At 66.3% G+C, this 18161-nt stretch carries 16 protein-coding genes; 12 read left to right on the forward strand and 4 right to left on the reverse strand.

The window, feature by feature from the left end; all coding sequences use genetic code 11:
- Window positions 1-116: 116 nt before the first annotated feature.
- Both ACZ6SF_RS09330 and ACZ6SF_RS09335 read right to left on the reverse strand, forming a co-directional pair.
- Window positions 117-1457 carry an MFS transporter gene (locus ACZ6SF_RS09330; protein WP_466062234.1) on the reverse strand — a complete coding sequence of 447 codons (1341 nt, stop codon included), beginning with the start codon at window positions 1455-1457 and terminating at the stop codon, window positions 117-119.
- Window positions 1458-1512: 55 nt separating this feature from the next.
- Window positions 1513-2016 (reverse strand): NUDIX hydrolase, encoded by a 504-nt coding sequence (locus ACZ6SF_RS09335; RefSeq protein WP_466061562.1) that lies wholly within the window; start codon window positions 2014-2016, stop codon window positions 1513-1515.
- A 199-nt stretch (window positions 2017-2215) separates the two neighbouring features.
- Here ACZ6SF_RS09335 and ACZ6SF_RS09340 point away from each other — a divergent pair, with 199 nt between their 5' ends.
- The 3 genes from ACZ6SF_RS09340 to ACZ6SF_RS09350 all read left to right on the forward strand — a co-directional run bounded on the left by ACZ6SF_RS09340 (window position 2216) and on the right by ACZ6SF_RS09350 (window position 5658).
- Window positions 2216-2995, forward strand: coding sequence for a pirin family protein (locus ACZ6SF_RS09340; protein ID WP_466061563.1), 780 nt, complete (start codon window positions 2216-2218; stop codon window positions 2993-2995).
- 96 nt (window positions 2996-3091) lie between these two features.
- Window positions 3092-3577, forward strand: coding sequence for a DUF4190 domain-containing protein (locus ACZ6SF_RS09345; protein WP_466061564.1), 486 nt, complete (start codon window positions 3092-3094; stop codon window positions 3575-3577).
- A gap of 59 nt (window positions 3578-3636) precedes the next feature.
- Window positions 3637-5658, forward strand: coding sequence for a M13 family metallopeptidase (locus ACZ6SF_RS09350; RefSeq protein WP_466061565.1), 2022 nt, complete (start codon window positions 3637-3639; stop codon window positions 5656-5658).
- A gap of 231 nt (window positions 5659-5889) precedes the next feature.
- On the opposite strand, the gene ACZ6SF_RS09355 is transcribed toward ACZ6SF_RS09350, so the two are convergent.
- Window positions 5890-6780, reverse strand: a complete 891-nt coding sequence (locus ACZ6SF_RS09355; protein ID WP_466061566.1) for a L,D-transpeptidase — start codon at window positions 6778-6780, stop codon at window positions 5890-5892.
- A 664-nt stretch (window positions 6781-7444) separates the two neighbouring features.
- Between ACZ6SF_RS09355 and lppU the strand changes: the two genes are divergently transcribed.
- Window positions 7445-8062, forward strand: coding sequence for an LppU family putative lipoprotein (gene lppU / locus ACZ6SF_RS09360; RefSeq protein WP_466061567.1), 618 nt, complete (start codon window positions 7445-7447; stop codon window positions 8060-8062).
- Between the two features lie 87 nt (window positions 8063-8149).
- On the opposite strand, the gene ACZ6SF_RS09365 is transcribed toward lppU, so the two are convergent.
- The gene (locus ACZ6SF_RS09365) at window positions 8150-8842 is read right to left on the reverse strand and encodes a chymotrypsin family serine protease (RefSeq protein WP_466061568.1); all 693 of its coding nucleotides are present in this window, start codon (window positions 8840-8842) and stop codon (window positions 8150-8152) included.
- A 610-nt stretch (window positions 8843-9452) separates the two neighbouring features.
- Between ACZ6SF_RS09365 and ACZ6SF_RS09370 the strand changes: the two genes are divergently transcribed.
- The 8 genes from ACZ6SF_RS09370 to ACZ6SF_RS09405 are packed head-to-tail and all read left to right on the forward strand — an operon-like array spanning window position 9453 to window position 18058.
- The gene (locus ACZ6SF_RS09370) at window positions 9453-10271 is read left to right on the forward strand and encodes an MlaE family ABC transporter permease (RefSeq protein ID WP_466061569.1); all 819 of its coding nucleotides are present in this window, start codon (window positions 9453-9455) and stop codon (window positions 10269-10271) included.
- A gap of 4 nt (window positions 10272-10275) precedes the next feature.
- The gene (locus ACZ6SF_RS09375; protein WP_466061570.1) at window positions 10276-11139 is read left to right on the forward strand and encodes an MlaE family ABC transporter permease; all 864 of its coding nucleotides are present in this window, start codon (window positions 10276-10278) and stop codon (window positions 11137-11139) included.
- A 3-nt stretch (window positions 11140-11142) separates the two neighbouring features.
- The gene (locus tag ACZ6SF_RS09380; RefSeq protein WP_466061571.1) at window positions 11143-12687 is read left to right on the forward strand and encodes an MlaD family protein; all 1545 of its coding nucleotides are present in this window, start codon (window positions 11143-11145) and stop codon (window positions 12685-12687) included.
- The gene (locus tag ACZ6SF_RS09385) at window positions 12684-13715 is read left to right on the forward strand and encodes an MCE family protein (protein WP_466061572.1); all 1032 of its coding nucleotides are present in this window, start codon (window positions 12684-12686) and stop codon (window positions 13713-13715) included. Before ACZ6SF_RS09380 ends, ACZ6SF_RS09385 begins: the two co-directional genes overlap by 4 nt.
- Complete coding sequence (locus tag ACZ6SF_RS09390; protein WP_466061573.1) at window positions 13712-14710, forward strand: MCE family protein; 999 nt, start codon at window positions 13712-13714, stop codon at window positions 14708-14710. The genes ACZ6SF_RS09385 and ACZ6SF_RS09390 overlap by 4 nt, the downstream gene beginning before the upstream one ends.
- Complete coding sequence (locus ACZ6SF_RS09395; protein ID WP_466061574.1) at window positions 14707-15807, forward strand: MCE family protein; 1101 nt, start codon at window positions 14707-14709, stop codon at window positions 15805-15807. Before ACZ6SF_RS09390 ends, ACZ6SF_RS09395 begins: the two co-directional genes overlap by 4 nt.
- On the forward strand, window positions 15804-16898 hold the full coding sequence (locus ACZ6SF_RS09400; protein ID WP_466061575.1) for an MCE family protein: 1095 nt from the start codon (window positions 15804-15806) through the stop codon (window positions 16896-16898). The genes ACZ6SF_RS09395 and ACZ6SF_RS09400 overlap by 4 nt, the downstream gene beginning before the upstream one ends.
- On the forward strand, window positions 16898-18058 hold the full coding sequence (locus ACZ6SF_RS09405) for an MlaD family protein (RefSeq protein ID WP_466061576.1): 1161 nt from the start codon (window positions 16898-16900) through the stop codon (window positions 18056-18058). Before ACZ6SF_RS09400 ends, ACZ6SF_RS09405 begins: the two co-directional genes overlap by 1 nt.
- Window positions 18059-18161: the final 103 nt, after the last annotated feature.

The following is an 18161-nucleotide window of genomic DNA, read 5'->3' on the forward strand; positions in this document are numbered from 1 at the left end:
CACCGCGGGCACACCTGCCCTGATCCGGGATTGCGGTGAGGGGTTCGCGACAGGGGGCCGCGGGGTTCGGGCCGGAACCGGATTCCGACGCTCCGCGCCCGGACCCGATATGCCGGTCATACGGCCCGGCGGTCGCGCATCCGGCGATTGTTGAGCAGCAGGGCCACGATCCCCAGCCCGTAACAGCCCGCCCCGGCCAGCACCACCGTCACCGAACGCCCGTCGGCCGGGACGATCAGCGCCGTGGCCGCGATCGCGAGGACGAAGGCGATATTGAACACCGTGTCCTGCAGGGCGAACACCTGGCCGCGGCGGTCGTCGGCGATATCGATCTGCATGGCGGCGTCACCGGTGAGTTTGATCGTCTGCCCGGCCAGCCCGAGCAGGAAGGCTCCCGCCAGCAGCAGTTGGTGGGCGCGCTGCGGTCCGGTGGCATCGGCGAGGGCGGTCGGCAGCACCAGCGTGAGTTGTACGACGATCGCGCAGCTCAGGCCGAGCAGGATGGTGCGGGGCCGGCCGAGCCGGGGAATGAGCACCGGCGCGAGCAGGGCGGCCAGCAGCATACCGGCGGCGGTCGCGGTGATCGCGACCCCGAAACCGATCAGACCGCTGTCGACGGCGGTGCCGCCGGACGGTGATTCGCGCAGTACCAGCACCATGATCAGGGTGTCGGCGCCGAAGACCACCCGGTGGGCGCCGATACCGATCATCGCGGCGGATACGTCCGCGGAATGCCGGACCGCCCGCGCCCCCACGATCAAACCGGTGAGCACCGCGCGCACCGCGCCCACCGCGGCGCCGGTGTCGGCTTCGGGGCCGAGCGCGCGGGACCGGAATCCGGCCGCCAGCCACACTCCGGCCACCGAACCCAGCGCGCTCACCGCCACCGCCGCCGCGGATCCGGTGTCCCCGGCGCCGATCACGCCGATCACCGCGACACCCGCCGCGGCGCCGCCGGCCGCGCAGGCCGAACCGACGGTCGCCAGTAGCGAGTTCGCGGGAACCAGGCGCCGCTGCACGAGAACCCGGGGCAGGGCGGCCGAGACGCCCGCCGCGGTGAACCTGCTGATCCCCACGACCGCCAGCGCCAGCAGCAGCAGCGGACCTGCCCGAAGGCCTGCCAGCAGTCCCAGGGCGACCGCGCCGATCAGCAGCATCCGCACGATATTGGCGATCAGCAGCACCAGCCGCCGGTCCCACCGGTCCAGCAGGGCCCCGGCGTAGGGTCCGATCACCGAATACGGCAGCAGCAGCACCGCGAACCCGGCGGCGACGGCCAGCGGATCGGTCTCGCGTTCGGGGTTGAACAGGATGGCCCCGGACAGCGCCGCCTGGAACATCCCGTCGCCGAATTGCCCGGTGAATCGCAGCAGCGTCAGGCGAACGGCGCCGGGGCTCTCCCGGACCGCGGCCCGCAGTGCTGTCCACCCTCCGGCACGCAGCGCCCCCCATCGCACCCGGTGCGGCTCCGTGGCGGAGGGTTCGGGCGCGGAGCTGGACACCGCCGCGACGCTACCGGCCCCGGGGCCCGGGAGGTATTCCGGCCGTACCGGGCTCCCCTTCGGCGATGAGCAGATCGACCGCCTCGCGCATATCCGGGGCCATCGGCAGCGCGCCCAGCGAATCGGCGTCTATCCAGGTGTAATCGTCGTGCTCTTCCGGGTCGAGGGTTATCTCGCCGGGCTCGGCCTCGGCCAGGAAACTGAATTTCCGCACCCGGGCCTTGGTGCGGGTCGCGTAGTCGAACCAGCCCAGGAAATCGGTGATCCGCCTGGCCACCAGCCCCGTCTCCTCGAAGAGTTCGCGGACCGCGCCCTCGAGCAGGGATTCCCCCGGTTCCACCCCGCCGCCCGGGAGTTCATACATTCCACCCAGATAGTCGCCGGGTACCCGGCGCACCACCAGGAGTTTTCCGTTCCGGAAGACCGCGACGCCCACCACCAGGTCGGTGATGCCGTCACGCCCGGCGCCGGCGCGCAGCCGCTGTTCGATTCGCGCGAGTGCCTCGGGCCGCATCGTTCACCTCCCCGGTTCGTCTCTCCATTTTCCGCGAACTTCTGCCGTGCCGCCGTTTCGGCCGCGGGTGCTCACCGTCCGTTCACTTCGAGGTCGCTCGCGTAAAATGCCGGGGGCGGACAATCGACGAGGTCGGGGTATCGCCGCGGTACTTCGCGCGAGAAAGGTAATTGTGCCCGAGCCGGAAGGGAGGCGTGCGATGCCCTCGCAGCCGACGCCGCATATCGAAGTCCATCGCGCGGGTGATCGTCTGAAAACGCGGATATCCTGGCTCGATTCCAAGCATTCGTTCTCCTTCGGTTCGCACTACGACCCCGAGAACACCCATCACGGGCTGCTGCTGGTGAACAACGACGATATCGTGCTGCCCGGTCAGGGCTTCGAAACCCATCCGCATCGCGATATGGAGATCGTGACCTGGGTCCTCGAGGGATCACTGGTACATCAGGATTCCCTGGGCCACAGCGGAGTGATCTATCCGGGTCTCGCGCAGCGGATGAGCGCCGGTACCGGTATCCGCCATTCCGAGAAGAACGATTCGTGGCGGGTCGATCCCGGCCGGGCCGAGCACGAGGAACCCGTGCATTTCGTGCAGATGTGGGTGGTTCCCGACGAGCCCGGGATCGACCCCGGTTATCAGCAGCTCGAGATCGACGATCAGCTGGCGGCCGGCGGAACGGTGACGGTGGCCTCGGGGCTGCCCCGGTACCGTGACCGCGCCGCGATCGCCATCAACAGCAGTCATTCGGCGCTGCACGTGGCGAAGCTGGCACCGGACGGCGAACCCTCGACACAGTTGCCGGAGGCGCCGTACCTGCACGTCTTCGTGGCGCGCGGTGCCGTCGAGATGGAGGGTGTGGGCCTGCTGGATACGGGCGACGCGGTGCGCCTGACCTTTTCCGGCGGGCAGCGCCTCACCGCGCGGGAACCGGCCGAAGTACTGATCTGGGAGATGCACGCGCGGCTCGGCGTGGAATAGTCGTCCGAATAGTCCGGATAGGTCGACCCGGGTGGCGTCGAACCTCGACAATGGTGTGCGGACTCTGTGATGTGTGGACGCGCTGAGGAGGAACGTATGTCGTACCAACCGCCCGGTGGTTATCCGCCACCGCCGGAACCCTATCCGGGACAGGGCCCGGGCCCCGGCGGGCAGCCTTACTGGCAGGAGTCGCCGAAGCGCAAGGGTATGGCGATCGCCGCCCTGGTCCTCGGCATCCTCGCCGTCCTGACCTTCTGGACCATCGTCGGCGGCATCCTGTTCGGGCTGATCGCCGTGATTCTCGGCGTGATCGCGATGGTGAAGTCGAGCCGGGGCACCGGCGGCGGCGGGATCATGGCGGTGATCGGGCTGATCCTCGGAATCCTGGGCATCATCGGCGTGATCGTGGTCGCCGTGGTCGGCTGGGGAATCTGGCAGGATTCCGGCGGCCAGGACTTCGTCGACTGTGTGAGCAAGGCCGGCGGCGACCAGTCCGCGATCTCGCAGTGTGAAGACGAGTTCAACCAGCGGCTCGAGGACCAGTACGGGGTCACCATCGCGCCGCCGGAGCCGACGAACTGAGCGGACCGGCCGGGCCGGAGTCCCGGCCCTCCGTTCGCGGCACCGGCATACTGGGTTGTGTGACTTCCGACGTGACCAGCCCCTCCGGTATCGATCTGACCCACCTCGACCCGGCCGTCCGAGTGCAGGACGACCTGTTCACGCATGTCAACGGCGCGTGGCTGGCCGGGTACGAGATCCCCGCCGACCGGGCGGTGGACGGCGCCTTCCGCACGCTCTACGACCGGGCCGAACTGGACGTGCAGGAGATCATCCGCACCGCCACCGGCGAGCCCGGCAGCGATGCCCGCAAGATCGCCGACCTCTACGCCTCGTTCATGGACACCGAGGCGATCGAGCGCGCGGGCCTGTCCCCCGTCGCCGAGGAACTGGCCGCTCTGGCCCGGATCACCGACCGCGGTGAGTTCGCCGCCCTGCTGGGCCGGCTGCAGCGCACCGGGGTCTCCGGCGCGGTCGCGGTCTATGTCGATACCGACGACAAGAACTCCCAGCGGTACCTGGTCTACGCGACCCAGTCCGGTATCGGGCTACCCGACGAATCCTATTACCGCTCCGAGGAGTACGCGCAGGTCCGCGAGAGCTATATCGCCCATATCGACCGGATGTTCGCGCTGGCCGCGGCCGATTCGCGGGTCGCCGGCCTGCTCGGCGCGGATTCGGACGGATCCGGGGCTTCCGTGGGATCCCGGGTGTTCGAACTCGAACGCAAACTCGCCGCCGGGCACTGGGATGTGGTGCGCCGCCGCGACGCGGAACTGAGCTACAACCTCACCACTTTCGCCGAACTCACCGAGCGCCATCCGGAATTCGACTGGGCGGCGTGGGCCGGAAATCTGGCCGGAGGTGTGTCGGCGTCCGGAACGGAGCTGCTCGCGGAACTGGTTGTCCGGCAGCCCGATTACCTGCGCACCTTCGCGCAGGTGTGGGAGTCCGAACCGCTGGAGGAATGGCTGCTGTGGGCGCGGTGGCGGGTGCTGCGGGCGCGGGCCGCCTACCTCACCGAGGCCCTGGTCGAGGAGAGCTTCGATTTCTACGGACGCACCCTGACCGGCGCCGAGGAGAACCGGGAACGCTGGAAGCGCGGGGTTTCGCTGGTCCAGGACCTGCTGGGCGAGGCGGTCGGCAAACTGTATGTCGCCGAGCACTTCCCGCCCGAGGCCAAGGCGGCGATGGTGCGGCTGGTGGAGAACCTGCGCGAGGCCTACCGCCGCAATATCGCCGAACTGGAGTGGATGAGCCCGGAGACCCGCCGGGCCGCGCTGGCGAAACTCGAGAAGTTCAGCCCCAAGATCGGCTATCCGGACAGCTGGCGCGATTACTCCGCGGTCTCGGTGGATCCGGCCGACCCGGTCGGCAACTACCGCCGCGGCTACGCCGCCGAACACGACCGCGATCTGAACAAACTGGGTGGCCCGGTGGACCGCGACGAGTGGTTCATGACCCCCCAGACGGTGAACGCCTACTACAACCCGGGCATGAACGAGATCGTGTTCCCGGCCGCGATCCTGCAGCCGCCGTTCTTCGATATGAATGCCGACGACGCCGCCAACTACGGCGGGATCGGCGCGGTGATCGGCCACGAGATCGGCCACGGCTTCGACGACCAGGGCGCCAAATACGACGGTGACGGCAATATGGTCGATTGGTGGAGCGACGCCGACCGCACCGAGTTCGGTAAACGCACCCGCGCGCTGATCGACCAGTACGACCGCCTCTCCCCCGCCGACCTCCCCGACGAGCACACCGTGAACGGTGAGTTCACCATCGGCGAGAACATCGGCGATCTCGGCGGCCTGTCGATCGCGGTCCAGGCCTACAAGATCTCGCTGGACGGGCAGCAGCCCCCGGTCCTCGACGAGCTCAGCGGCCTGCAGCGGGTGTTCTTCGGATGGGCACAGGTCTGGCGCAGCAAAGTGCGTCCCGAGGAGGCCGTCCGCCGCCTGGCCGTGGACCCGCATTCACCCCCGGAGTTCCGCTGCAACGCGGTGGTCCGCAATATCGACGCCTTCCACGAGGCCTTCGAACTCACCCCCGCCGACGCCCTCTACCTGGCCCCCGAGGAGCGAGTCCGAATCTGGTGAGCTGTAATTTCGGAGCGGCTCCGCCGCTCGAGGGCGGGGCCCTGACATCCCGGTTCTTCACTCCCGGCGGTCGGTCGCTGCGCTCCCTCCCTCTGGTCGCTCCAGAACCGGGCGGGCCCCACCCAAGGGGGCGACCAGTTGGATGACATGTGAACAGGAAGTGGCCCGTCCGGGAATCCGGGCGGGCCACTTCTTGTCGGCGCGGGGCCGAAGGCTGTTCAAGAATTACATTCAGGCATTCCAGTCGCCTAGACCGTCGCTGCTGCTCATGGTGCCGCCGGTGGTGTTCTGCACGACCACCGCGTCACCCTTCTTGACGTTCTCGTAGAACCATTTGCCGTCGTCGGTGCTCACGTTCAGGCAGCCGTGGCTGGTGTTCTCCACACCCTGCGAGGCCACCGACCACGGGGCGGCGTGGACGAAGATACCGCTGTTGGAGATGCGGGTGGCGTATTCGACGTCGAGCTTGTAGCCCTCGGGATCGTCGATCGGGACGCCGTAGGTGGAGGAGTCCATCACCATCTCGCGGCGCTGCTCGCCGACGATATAGGTGCCGTTGGGAGTCTCGTGGTCGGTTTTGCCCATCGAGGTGGGCATGGTGCGGATCACCTCGCCGTTGCGGGTGACGGTGATGGTCTTGGTGTTGTCGTCGGCGGTGGCGATCACCGCGTCGCCCACGTGGAAGGCGCTGCGGCTGCCGCCGGCCTCCACCACGACGTCGGTCTGACCCGGCCAGAACTCGTTCGGCCGCCAGCGCACCTGCTGGTCGCTGCGCCAGTAGAAGTGCCCGGGGACCTCGGTCGACGGGGTGATCTTGATGGCCCGCTCGGCGGCGGCCCGGTCCTGCACCGGTTCCTTGAAGTTGATGATGATCGGCTGAGCGATGCCGACCTCTTCCCCTTCGGAGGGGTTGATCGCCGGAGGCGCGAAATTCGCCGCCGGCGGACCGGGCTCGGTGACGCCGGCCGCCGAGCCCGAAGGCAGGTTCGGCAGCGCGTAGGTGGGCGCGGTGGCCACCGCCGTGGCAGTGGCGACTGCGGCCGTCAACAGGACACCCTGCCGGAGCCGGCGCGCAGCCCGGCTTCTGGTCGACAGCGACCCGGTGTTCTCGGTGACATGCATAAGAGTGTTCGTCCGTCCATTTCGACTCTGGAGCGTCCGGGGCCGGTGGGCCGCCGTACGTCCTTCGGAGCACCCCGGCGAGTGTTCGCGGAGCTCGGTGGAGCACCTCCACGCGCCGTGGACTCCCAGAACTTGTCGAAAAGGTCGTGCGAGCACCGCCGGTAGTGGAGTTGTGGAGCGGTCCCGACGGGCGATGGTGCGTCGCGCTGATCGTGCCCGAAACACTGGTGCGCCTCCGCTCCGGTTTCCTTCCTACTGCCTTGACGTCTTCGTGACCAATGCCCGATTTCGTTACATAGCTGTTATGCATGACCGGTGGTCGTGGTCACCCTTTGCGGCCGGAGCTACCGGCCATGCCGGGGAATGTGCCCCCACCCGGGCGTTTTCGCGCCGCCGACCGCCGCCGGACAGGAAAACGGAACGGTCACGGTCAAACCTCTTGATGACATATCTCACCGAACTCTCGCCTCGTCCGGGGCGGCGTGGAACCGCCTCGCGTACCGCCACACGTGCGCGGACTCACCGAGTCGACGGTGGGGCCGCCATGGTGTATTCATGGCGTGTTGTGCCGAGCAAGGCTGTGGTGCGGTCCGGATTCGATGCGGGGGCAGGGTTCGGCGACGCAGCGGGAGGACTGTGCGTGTCTGGATGGACTTCGTCTCGAGTGACGGTGGCGATCGCCGGGTTGGCGGCCGCGGCCGCGCTGACGGTCGCGGGTTGTAGTTCCACGATCGAGGGTCGTGCGCAACCGGCGAGCGAGACCGGAACCGTGGACGCGGTGGATGTGACCGGACCCGGTCCGGGTACGGCCACCTCGACGCCGAGAACGACCGCGCCGACCACCACCCCCACCGAGGAGGGCGGCTCGGTCAGCTTCGACGCCGAGGTGGGTGACTGCGTCACGCTGGGCGGGACCACCACCGACGCCGAGATCGAAGCGGCCTCCTGCGGGAGCAACGAGTCGAACTACAAGGTGATCGGCAAGGCCGAGCAGAGTTCGCAGTGCGTCGGCGATGCCGACAACTACTACGCCGAAAGCCGCAACGGGCTCGAGATGGGCGCCCTGTGTCTCGATATCGACTGGGTGATCGGCGGCTGTATGGATGTGGGCACCGGAACCACGGGACCGGAGCGGATCGACTGCTCGGCGACCTCGGCGGTGGACGGGGTCAAGGTGGTCGCCATCGAGGAGAACGCCGACGATGTGAGCGCCTGCGGCGCCGGTAGCAGCGGCTATGTCTATACCGAGCGGCGCTTCGTGGTGTGCGTGGACGAACTCTGACGCACCGGTCGCGAAGCGCCCGTCAAGGGGGCGACACGAAAAAGAGCGGGCACGTGGCCCGCTCTTTTTTCGTCATGACTACCGCTGTCAGATGGGCCGGAAGCCCGATCCGACGCTGTTGCGGTTGTTGATATCGCCCATGATGGTCGACATATTCGTGCCCACCTCCGGGCCGAAGCAGGCGATCGCGAGGTAGGCGTTCACCATGCCGACCAGGGTGGAGCCGACGACGACGGGGGCGCCGGAGTCACCCTCCATCACGCACATCTGCGACCAGGTCTCCATGCTGCTGGCGAAAACGTCGCCGTAGGCGATACCACAGGTGTTGCCGGTGGTGCGGCCTTCCTTGCACACGATCATCGGGAACTGCGCCGGACCGCCGACGCCGGTGATGCTGAGGTTGCCGACCCGGTTCACCGGGGTGACCCGGCCCGGATCGAATTCCAGGATCGCGTAGTCGAGTTCCTGGTTGGAATGCACGAACCGGCCGAGCGGGCCGGCCCCCGGGTCCTGTTCGGAATAGACCTCGTGTCCAGGGGTTCCGCAGTGACCCGCCGTGAGCCCGACCAGTCTGCCCGCGCCGTCGTGGCCGATCGTGGTCAGCGTGCACTGGATCGCCATATCGGACATATGGCCCGGTTCGGAGGAGATGATGAGCCCCGAACCTCCACCGAGTACGGGCCGGCCCGGATCGGCAGCCACCGCCCCGGTTCCGAGCAACGCCGAACTCAGCGCGACGGCGAAGACGGCACCGGCCGCCTGGGCGAGTTTCCTGAACATATCCCTCCAGACCTCGAAGCCCGCACGATATCAACGTGTGGCACCTCATCGTGGCAGCAACGGCCGCGACGCGCGCCCCGAGTCACCGATTACCCACGAGTTCGCTTGTGTCACTGGCGGTTCGGCTCATCGGTCGTGCCTTCGGCCGGACGCTTCTCGGACGCGGTGGATTCCGCGCGAAGTCCGGCCGAGATACCTTCGGAAGAATAGCTTGCCGCTATTAATCATCCCGGATTTCGGGTCGCGGGTCGAGTAACAGTCGAATCTCCGTGCCGCGTCGAATGGGTATTTTCCAGGAATACTCTCCGTTATTTAAGTGAACCGTGATTCTTGTCGCAACTCTGTGCGCCGACCGGCTTATCCCCCGCTCAGCTGTATGTTCTTCCAAAATCGCCGGAGACATGTTGGGATACACACCAAGGCGTCTCGGATAACTCGATGGTCACGGCGCGCGGTGATGAACGTCTATGACCGCACTCACGCGTCTATGGTGTGTTCCGCACTACTACGTAGTAAGGTGCCTCAAGCAAACCAGCCGTCGGGGTAGGTAACCGACGTCGAGAGGGGTTAGTCAGTGCAGTCGACCAAGAGTCCACCAACAGGTTCTCGGTTGAGCGGAGCGGTCGAGTGGACGCGGGACTACTGGCGCGACCACCCCAGACGTTCGGTGGAGACGCTCGGCCGCCAGATGACCATGGGTGTCGAGGCGATTACCGAGCTCGTGGTCAGTATTTTCCGCGGCCGCTTTCCGCTCCACGAGTTCATCAGGCAGTGCGCGTTCATGGCCAACGTGGCCGCGGCGCCGACGCTGCTGGTGGCCATCCCGATCGGCGTCATCGTATCGATCCAGGTCGGAGCGGTCGCTCAGCAGGTCGGCGCGACTTCGTTCATCGGCGCCGCGAACGGTCTCGGCATCATTCAGCAGGGCGCCCCACTGGTTACCGTGCTGATGATCGCGGGCGCCGTCGGATCGGCTATCTGCGCCGATCTCGGCTCGCGGACCATTCGCGAAGAAATCGACGCCATGAAAGTCATGGGCGTCGATCCGCTGCGCCGGTTGGTCGCTCCCCGGCTCGGTGCCGCAATGCTGGTCAGCGTGCTGCTCTGTGGATTTGTTGTCTTCGTCGGATTTCTGACCGGATACATTTTCAATATTTTCGCGCAGGGCGGTACTCCCGGCTCTTATATATCGACCTTCGCCTCGTTTGCGATAACGCTCGATCTGCTTGTCGCGCTGGTGAAATCGCTGTTGTTCGGTCTGCTCGCAGCAATCATCGCCTGTGATACCGGATTGAACACGCGCGGTGGTCCGGGTGGCGTCGCCAACTCGGTGAATACCGCCGTTGTCATGTCCGCGGTGATGTTGTTCGGAGTGAATGTGATCTTCACCCAGGTGTACAACACTTTGTTCCCCCCGCAGGTGGTGTGAGCCGGTGTCCGCAACGTATGTGCCCCCGCTGCTCAAACCCCTTCAGCAACTGCGTAAAGCGGCCGGCGCACCGGTCGATCTGCTGGCGCGGCTCGGGCACCAGGTGTTCTTCTTTCTGCGCTCGATCGGCTCGATGCCGCTGGCGTTCAAGCAGTACCCCAAAGAGGTCTGGCGGCTGCTCTCCGATGTCACGTGGGGCAACGGGAATCTCATCGTCGGCGGCGGGACCATCGGCGTCGTCCTCATCCTGAGCGCCTTCGGCGGTATGACCGTCGGCATCCAGGGCCACACCTCGCTCGACCTGCTGGGACTGAGCCCGATCACCGGCGCCATCTCGGCCTTCGCCACCACGCGCGAACTCGGGCCGCTGCTCGCCGCGTTGGCGTTCGCGGCCCAGGCGGGCTGCCGGTTCACCGCCCAGCTCGGCGCGATGCGGATCTCCGAGGAGATCGACGCGCTGGAGTCGGTGGCGATCCGCCCGCTGCCCTATCTGGTGAGCACCCGGATGATCGCCGCGATGATCACCATCCTGCCGCTGTACTGCCTCGGCCTGGCGATGGCCTACATCTCCTGCGCGCTGACCGTGCAGTTGATCGGCGGTACCGCCAGCGGTACCTACCAGCACTACTTCTATCAGTTCCTGATCCCGACGGATGTGCTGTATTCGCTGCTCAAAGCGATTGTCTTCGTCGCCATCACCACGTTCATCCAGTGCTACTACGGCTTCTTCGCCTCCGGTGGCCCCGAGGGTGTGGGTGTGGCGGCCGGCCGCGCGATCAAGATGTGCATCATCGTGGTCGTCTTCGCGGACCTCTTCATGACCTTGGCCATCTGGGGTGTCAACCCCGGCATCCGGATCTCGGGGTAGGCAATGATCATCGATCCGAGTGGGCGCGGGCCCACGATGAAGCAGTTGCTCATCGCGGGCGTCTGCGGACTGGTCGTCTTCGCGGTGGTACTCGGCTTCCTGATGGCCCGGTATCAGGGTTTCTTCGTCGAGAAGGTGCGGGTCACCGCGAATCTCACCACCACCGGTGACGGTCTGCCCGAACAGGCCGATGTGAAATTCCGCGGTGTTCTCGTGGGTGCGGTGAAGGATGTATCCGTGGCCGCACAGGGTGAACTGCAGGAGGTGAACATCGAGCTGAAGCCCGAGTTCGCCGACGGCATCCCGGCCTCGGTCACCGCCCGGGTGGTACCCAGCAACCTGTTCGCCGTGACCTCGGTGGAGCTGGTGTACAACGGCCCCAGCCAGGATCACCTCGACGAGGGTTCGGAGATCCAGGAGGACCGCAGCCAGGGCACCATCGCGCTGCAGGACACGCTGACCACGGTGCAGAACATCCTCGACGCCATCGACCCGATCCAGTTCGGCCGGGTGCTGGGCACGCTGTCCTACGCGCTGGACGGCAGCGGCCGGGTGCCGGGGTCGACCATCGAGCGCCTCGACAACTGGCTCACCTCGGTGGATCAGTCGATTCCCGATCTGGGCGTCTTCCTCGACGATATGTCGGGTTCGGTGCACGCACTCAACGAGTCGGCGCCGGAACTGATGGACGTCCTGGCCAGCTCGGTTCAGACGGCGAGCACGATCGCCGACCGCCGCCAGCAGCTGGTCGATCTGATCAGCGGCGCCAGCGGCACCGTGGATCAGGTCAACGATCTGTTCGCCCGTAACCCGAACCTCGGTAAAGAGCTGACGGTGGGGATGAACCAGACCTTCGGCGCACTGGCCTCCAACCCGGCCTCGATCACCAACGCGATCAGCAACCTGAACACCTCGGCGCGCAAGCTGAGCACGGTGTTCACCTGGGGACCGCAGCGTCAGATGGTCTGGAACGCGGGTGTCACGTTCACCCCGTTCAATCCCAACACCGTGGCGGACTGCCCGCGCTACGGCGATCTGGCCGGCCCGAGCTGCTTCACCGCTCCCGCCGTCGCCGACCCCGGTTACCTGCCCGAGCAGATGAAGCCGGGCCGGCTGTCGGGCGCCGACGGTCTGCCGCCGGTGGTGCCGATCCCGGGTCTGCCGCAGATCCCGGGTATTACCACGGAAACCGGCGCCCCCGCGCCGGCCCAGCCGCCGGCCGGTAACAACCCGTTCTCCGGAACGCCGCTGGAAGGTCTGTTCCCGCAGGGTCTTCCGCAGCTGCCCGGCCTGCCCGGGGCCCCGGCTCCCGCGCCGGCCGCCCAGCCCGGACAACAGCCGCAGAACCCGCCCGCCGAACCCGGTGCTCCGGCGCCGGCGGCGGACAGTGGAAACGGTGCCGCCCCGGCGGCCCGGCCGATCACCTACGAGGGCGACGCCGCGGTGGAGACACTGCTCGGCCGCAAGCCGTCCTCAGTGGAGTACCTGATGTTGAGTTCGATCATGGAAGGCGGAACCCTGCGAGTGACCGAGGAGGCCACCGCGTGAAAGGGGTACGCAAACCGCTGATCGGGTTCGGCCTGTTCGCAATAGTCTCGGTGCTGGTCACCGTGCTGGTGTGGAATACGCTGGCCCGCACGGTCGACGGCGGTACCAAGACCTACTCGGCGGTCTTCACCGATGTGCTGGGCCTGCGCGAAGGCGACGACGTCCGGATGGCGGGTGTGCGCGTCGGCAAGGTCGAGAAGATCGAGATCACCGACGACCACAACGCCATGGTCAGTTTCATCGTCCAGGACGATCAGACCCTGTTCGGCAACACCAAAGCGCTGGTCCGGTACCAGAACCTGATCGGTCAGCGCTATGTGGCGCTCGCGCCGGGGTCCGGTGGGGATGCCTCGCAGCTGCCGGAGGACGCGACCATTCCCGTCGACCGCACCGAGCCGTCCTTCGATATCTCGGCGCTGCTCAACGGGTTCCAGCCGCTGTTCGAGGTGCTCGAACCGGAACAGGTGAACCGGCTCTCGGAGACCTTCATCCTCGCGCTGCAGGGTGACCGGGTGTCGCTGAGCTCGTTCATCACCCAGGCGGCGACCATGGCCACCGATTTCCAGCGGCGCGACGCCATCCTCAGCGACGTGATCACCAACCTCAGCGGTGTGATGGCCGGCCTGGCCAAACGAGGGGACGAATTGGAGACCCTGATTACCCAGACCAGGGCGCTGATCGGCGGCCTGTACGAGCAGGGCCAGCAATTGCTCGGCTCGACCGAGCAGATCGCCGACGCCACCACCGCGCTCGTCGGCATGGTCGGCAATATCCAGCCGAAGCTGGAGGCCGTCCAGAATTCGACACGTGACGCTTTGACCCTGTTCCTGGCGAACGGCGCCAAACTGGATCAGGCCGCGATCGACCTGCCCGCAATCCTCGCCGACGCGGGACGATTCACCTCCGAAGGCGCGTACGCGAACGCGTATATCTGCCGGCTGGATGTCTCGCTCTACGGTGTCCTGTTCCCCCGCGGACTGTTCTCGCAGATCGGCGGCAATTCCCAATCGGCGGTGTGCCGGCCATGATGACGAAATTCAAAACCTGGTTCAACAACAATCGCTACTTCGGCCTCGGCATCATCGGGGTCATCGTGGTGGCCATCCTGGTGCTGGCCTCCAGCGGATTCCGCACTCTCGGGGTCGGCGAACAGTCGATCAAGGCCGAGTTCGTCCAGTCCGCGGGTATCTCGATCGGCGATAAGGTCGACGTGGCCGGCGTGCCGGTCGGCCGAGTCGCCGCTGCCGAGCTCGAGGGCGACCACGTCCTGGTGACCTTGCAGGTCAGCAATGATGTGAAGCTGGGCCCGGATGCCCGGGCGGCCATCAAGATGGCCACCCTGCTCGGTGCCCGCTACGTCGATCTGGATCCGGGTGACGGTTCCGGGCTGCCCGACGACCGGATTCCGAAGATCAACACCGCGGTCCCCTACGACCTCGCCGATGTGGTCGACAAGGGCACCCCGGAGTTCCAGGACCTGGATCCCGGCAAGCTCGCGGAATCGCTGAACCTGTTCAACGAGCAGCTGCAGGGTTCTCCGGAACTGGTGGTCCAGTCGCTGGACAGCATCGGCGCGCTGGCCAAGGTGATCGACAGCCGCAAGGGCGATGTGGAGCAGCTGCTCAAGGACCTCGACCGGGTGACCACCATCCTGGCCGACAACCGCAACAGCGCGCTGCTGATCATCACCCAGGGTGAGGCCATCGCCTCGCGGGTGGTCGAGCGCCAGCAGCTGCTGCGCACGCTGCTCGACAACACCGCCACGCTGACCGCCCAGCTGCAGGCGATCGGCGCGCAGAACAACAACCAGTTCAGCGGCACCCTCGACCAGCTCAACACCATGGCCGCGGGTCTGCAGAAGAACAAGGACAACCTGGACCGGCTGCTGTCGATCATGCCGCCGTCGGTGCGTTACCTGGCCAACGCCTGGGGTAACGGCAACTACGCCGAGGTCGGTATCCCGTGGCTGTTCCCCGACAACTGGTTGTGCTTCGCCCAAGTCGCCGAGGGGTGCCAGGGATGAATCCGAACAAGATCGGTCTCGTGAAGAAAGCGGCGAAGGCGCTGGTGATCGGCGCCTCGGCGGTGGCGATCGGCAGTTGCTCGACGGTGAGCAATGTGATCAGCGGCGATATGAAGATCACCGCCGATTTCGAGAACATCGCCGGCATGTACGAGGGCAACCCGATCACCGTCCTCGGACTCGAGGTCGGCAAGGTCGACAAGATCGTGCCGCACGGCGATCTGGTCGAGGTCCATATGACCATCGACGGCGATGTGGAGATCCCGAAGAGTGCGATGGCCGTGGTGGTTTCACCGTCCATCGTCACCAACCGCCATATCGAGTTCACCCCGCGCTACGTCGAGGGCGACAAACTCGAAAGCGGCGATCACCTGCCGCTGGAGCGCACCGACGTCCCGGTCGAGCTCGATACGATGCTCAAGACCATCGACAAATTCGCGGACGCGCTCAAACCGCAGGAGGGTCAGGAGGGTATCGGCCCGCTGTCGGGCCGGGTGCTCTACCCGATGCTCAACGGCCAGGGCGAGAAGATGCGGGATACCCTCAACGCGCTCTCCAGCGCGCTGAAGGTCGGCGTGGACAACAAGGACGCCATCTCCAACATCATCATCAAGCTCAACGAGCTCACCACGATGCTGGCGGAGAACGACCAGTCGGTGCGCGACTTCAGTAACTACGCCACCCAGATGACCACCATGCTGGCCGAGCAGGCGCCCGGTCTGCAGGGCACCCTGCAGCAGCTGTACGACTTCCTGAACAACACCAGTTCGGTCTTCGCGCAGCATCAGGATCAGCTGGTGGACACCCTGACCCGTATGAACACGGTGATCGACCAACTGCGCCAGAACTCGCGCGGCGTCACCGAGGTCGTCGACGTGGCGCCCATGCTGCTGCAGAACATCCACCGGTCGATGAACTACGAGCAGGGCTACGTCCGGCTGCACGCGCTGATCGGTACCAACCTCGCGGGCGGCGAAATCGTCAGCCTGTTCTGCGAACGGATCCAGATGAAGTCCGACGGCTGCCGTACCGGCCGGCCCGAGGATTTCGGACCCGACTTCGGACTCACCGCCGCACTGCTGGGACTGACGAAATGATGCGAACGATCCGACGGGCCCGTCGCACCGTCGCCGCGCTGGCGGCGGCCGGAACCGTGCTGCTGGCATCCGGTTGCGGGCTGACCGTCGAGGACATCCCGCTGCCGAAACCCGGTACCGGCGGTGAGACCTTCACGCTGCAGGCGGTGTTCGAGAACGCGCTGAACCTGCCCGATCAGGCCAAGGTGAAGGTCGGCGGGTCCGATGTCGGTGTGGTCACCAATATCGAGACCAAGAACTTCCAGGCCATCGTCGATATGGAGATCCGCAAGGATATCGATCTCCCGGTCGGCACCACCGCGGAACTGCGGCAGGCGACCCCGCTCGGCGATGTCTTCATCGCGGTGTCCAAACCGCAGGTCGAACAGGGCACCGAACTCCTGGAAAGCGGCGATACGCTACCCATCGAGCAGACCTCCGCCGGCGCCACGGTGGAGGAACTGCTGCTGTCGGTATCGCTGATGTTCAACGGCGGCGGTATCGCCCATCTGACCCGGCTGGGCACGGAACTGGATTCGATCGTCGGCGGACGCAGCGATCAGGTGGTGCATCTGGTCAACGAGATCACCGGCGTGGTGTCCAGTATCAATGCCAATTCGGCCCGGATCGACAGTGTGCTGGGCGAGTTCAGCACCCTCGCCGGCACGCTCGACAGCCGCCGCGCCGAACTCGGCCAGGTCGCCGATACGCTCCCGGATATGATCGGCGCCGTTGCCGAGAACAACCGGGCGCTGGGCGATCTGCTGGGCAAGATCGCCACCACCAGCAACGCGCTCGGCGATTACGCCAAGACGACCGGCGGTGACCTGGCCGGGACCCTCGACAACCTGAACAACCTGATGGCGGCTCTGGCGGCTACCGGCGACAACTTCGGCGCGCTGATGGACGTCCTGCACGAACTGCGTGATCCGGTGGACGCCACCTTCCGCGGCAGCAGCCTCGCCGCGCAGGTCAATGTCACCAACCTCGATATAGCCATGCTCACCGCGCCCGGGACCAGCCATTTCTACGATGTGCGTGATCTCCAGGACTTCGCGGGCAGCCTCATCCAGATCCTCCAGGTCGTGCAGCACCGGGTGGGAGGCCAGTGATGTTCAAACACAAGATCCTGCTGTCGAATGTCGGCCTGGTCCTGGCACTGTTGATCGGCGGAACCTATCTGCTGGTCAATGTCATGCGGGTGAATCCGCTGCGCAGTACCTACACCGTCGTGGTGAACCTGGACCGTTCCGGCGGTCTGCAGCCCGGTAACGATGTGACGCTGCGCGGATACCGGGTGGGCGAGGTGAGTTCGCTCGAACTGGTCGGTGACGGGGCCGGGATCCAGGCCGAGGCCGAGATCGATTCGCGCTACGACATTCCGGTGGACACCAAGGTCGCCGTGCAGGCGCTGTCCGGCGCGGGTGAGCAGTATGTCGATTTCCGGCCCGCCGGTGATCAGGGCCCGTTCCTCACCGACGGTTCGGAGATCACCTTCGACCCGGAGCGGGTGAGCACCCCGGTGCCGATCTCCTCGGTGCTGGAGAACTCCAGTGATCTCATCGCCCAGGTGAACCCGGAACATTTCGCGGTGATCCTGAACGAGCTCGATACCGCGCTGAGCGGCGGTCCCGACCAGCTGCGTTCGCTGATCGAAGGCGTCAGCCTGGTATCCGCCGGGCTGGAGTCGCTGCTGCCGCAGACCACCAATCTGATCGCCAACCTGCGCACCATCGCGGCCACCACCTCCCAGGCCCAACCGGACCTGGGTACGCTCACCGCGAATTCGCAGGTACTGTTCGACCAGTTCAACAAGGCGAATGCCGAACTGATCAATGTCCTGGATCAGGCGCCGGGTCAGTTCGCCAGCGTGACCGCGACCCTGGACACCATCAGCGATCCGGTCACCGCGCTCACCAACAATTTCGTCGCGGTCACCCGGGCGGCCCAGTTGCGCACACCCGCGCTGGCCGCACTGTTCCCCGCGCTCGAACAGGGCGGCGCGGCGCTCGGGGTGCCGGCCCACGACAACGAGTTCCACACCATTCTGGATATCTGGTTCCGGCCCTTCTGCCAGTACCAGTCGACGCCGGTGAAAACCCAGGTCGTCCAGGACGGCACCCTGCCGATGTGGAACTACTGCGATAACCCGCCCCCCGGGCAGCAGATCCGCGGTTCGGTCAACGCGCCGCGGCCGAATATCCCGGACAACGGCGCGTCACTCCCGCCGGGGGTGGATCCGAACGAACGTACGCTGCCGCCCGTGCGGTAGTAGAGACCGGTCGTCCGGCGCCGGGTGCGACGGTGCATACTCTCGCAGAGATGCCCGCCACACCCGGCGGTCGTTTTCCGACCGGTAGATTACGGCGCGTCTC

This window comes from Nocardia sp. NPDC049935 (genome assembly GCF_055586645.1).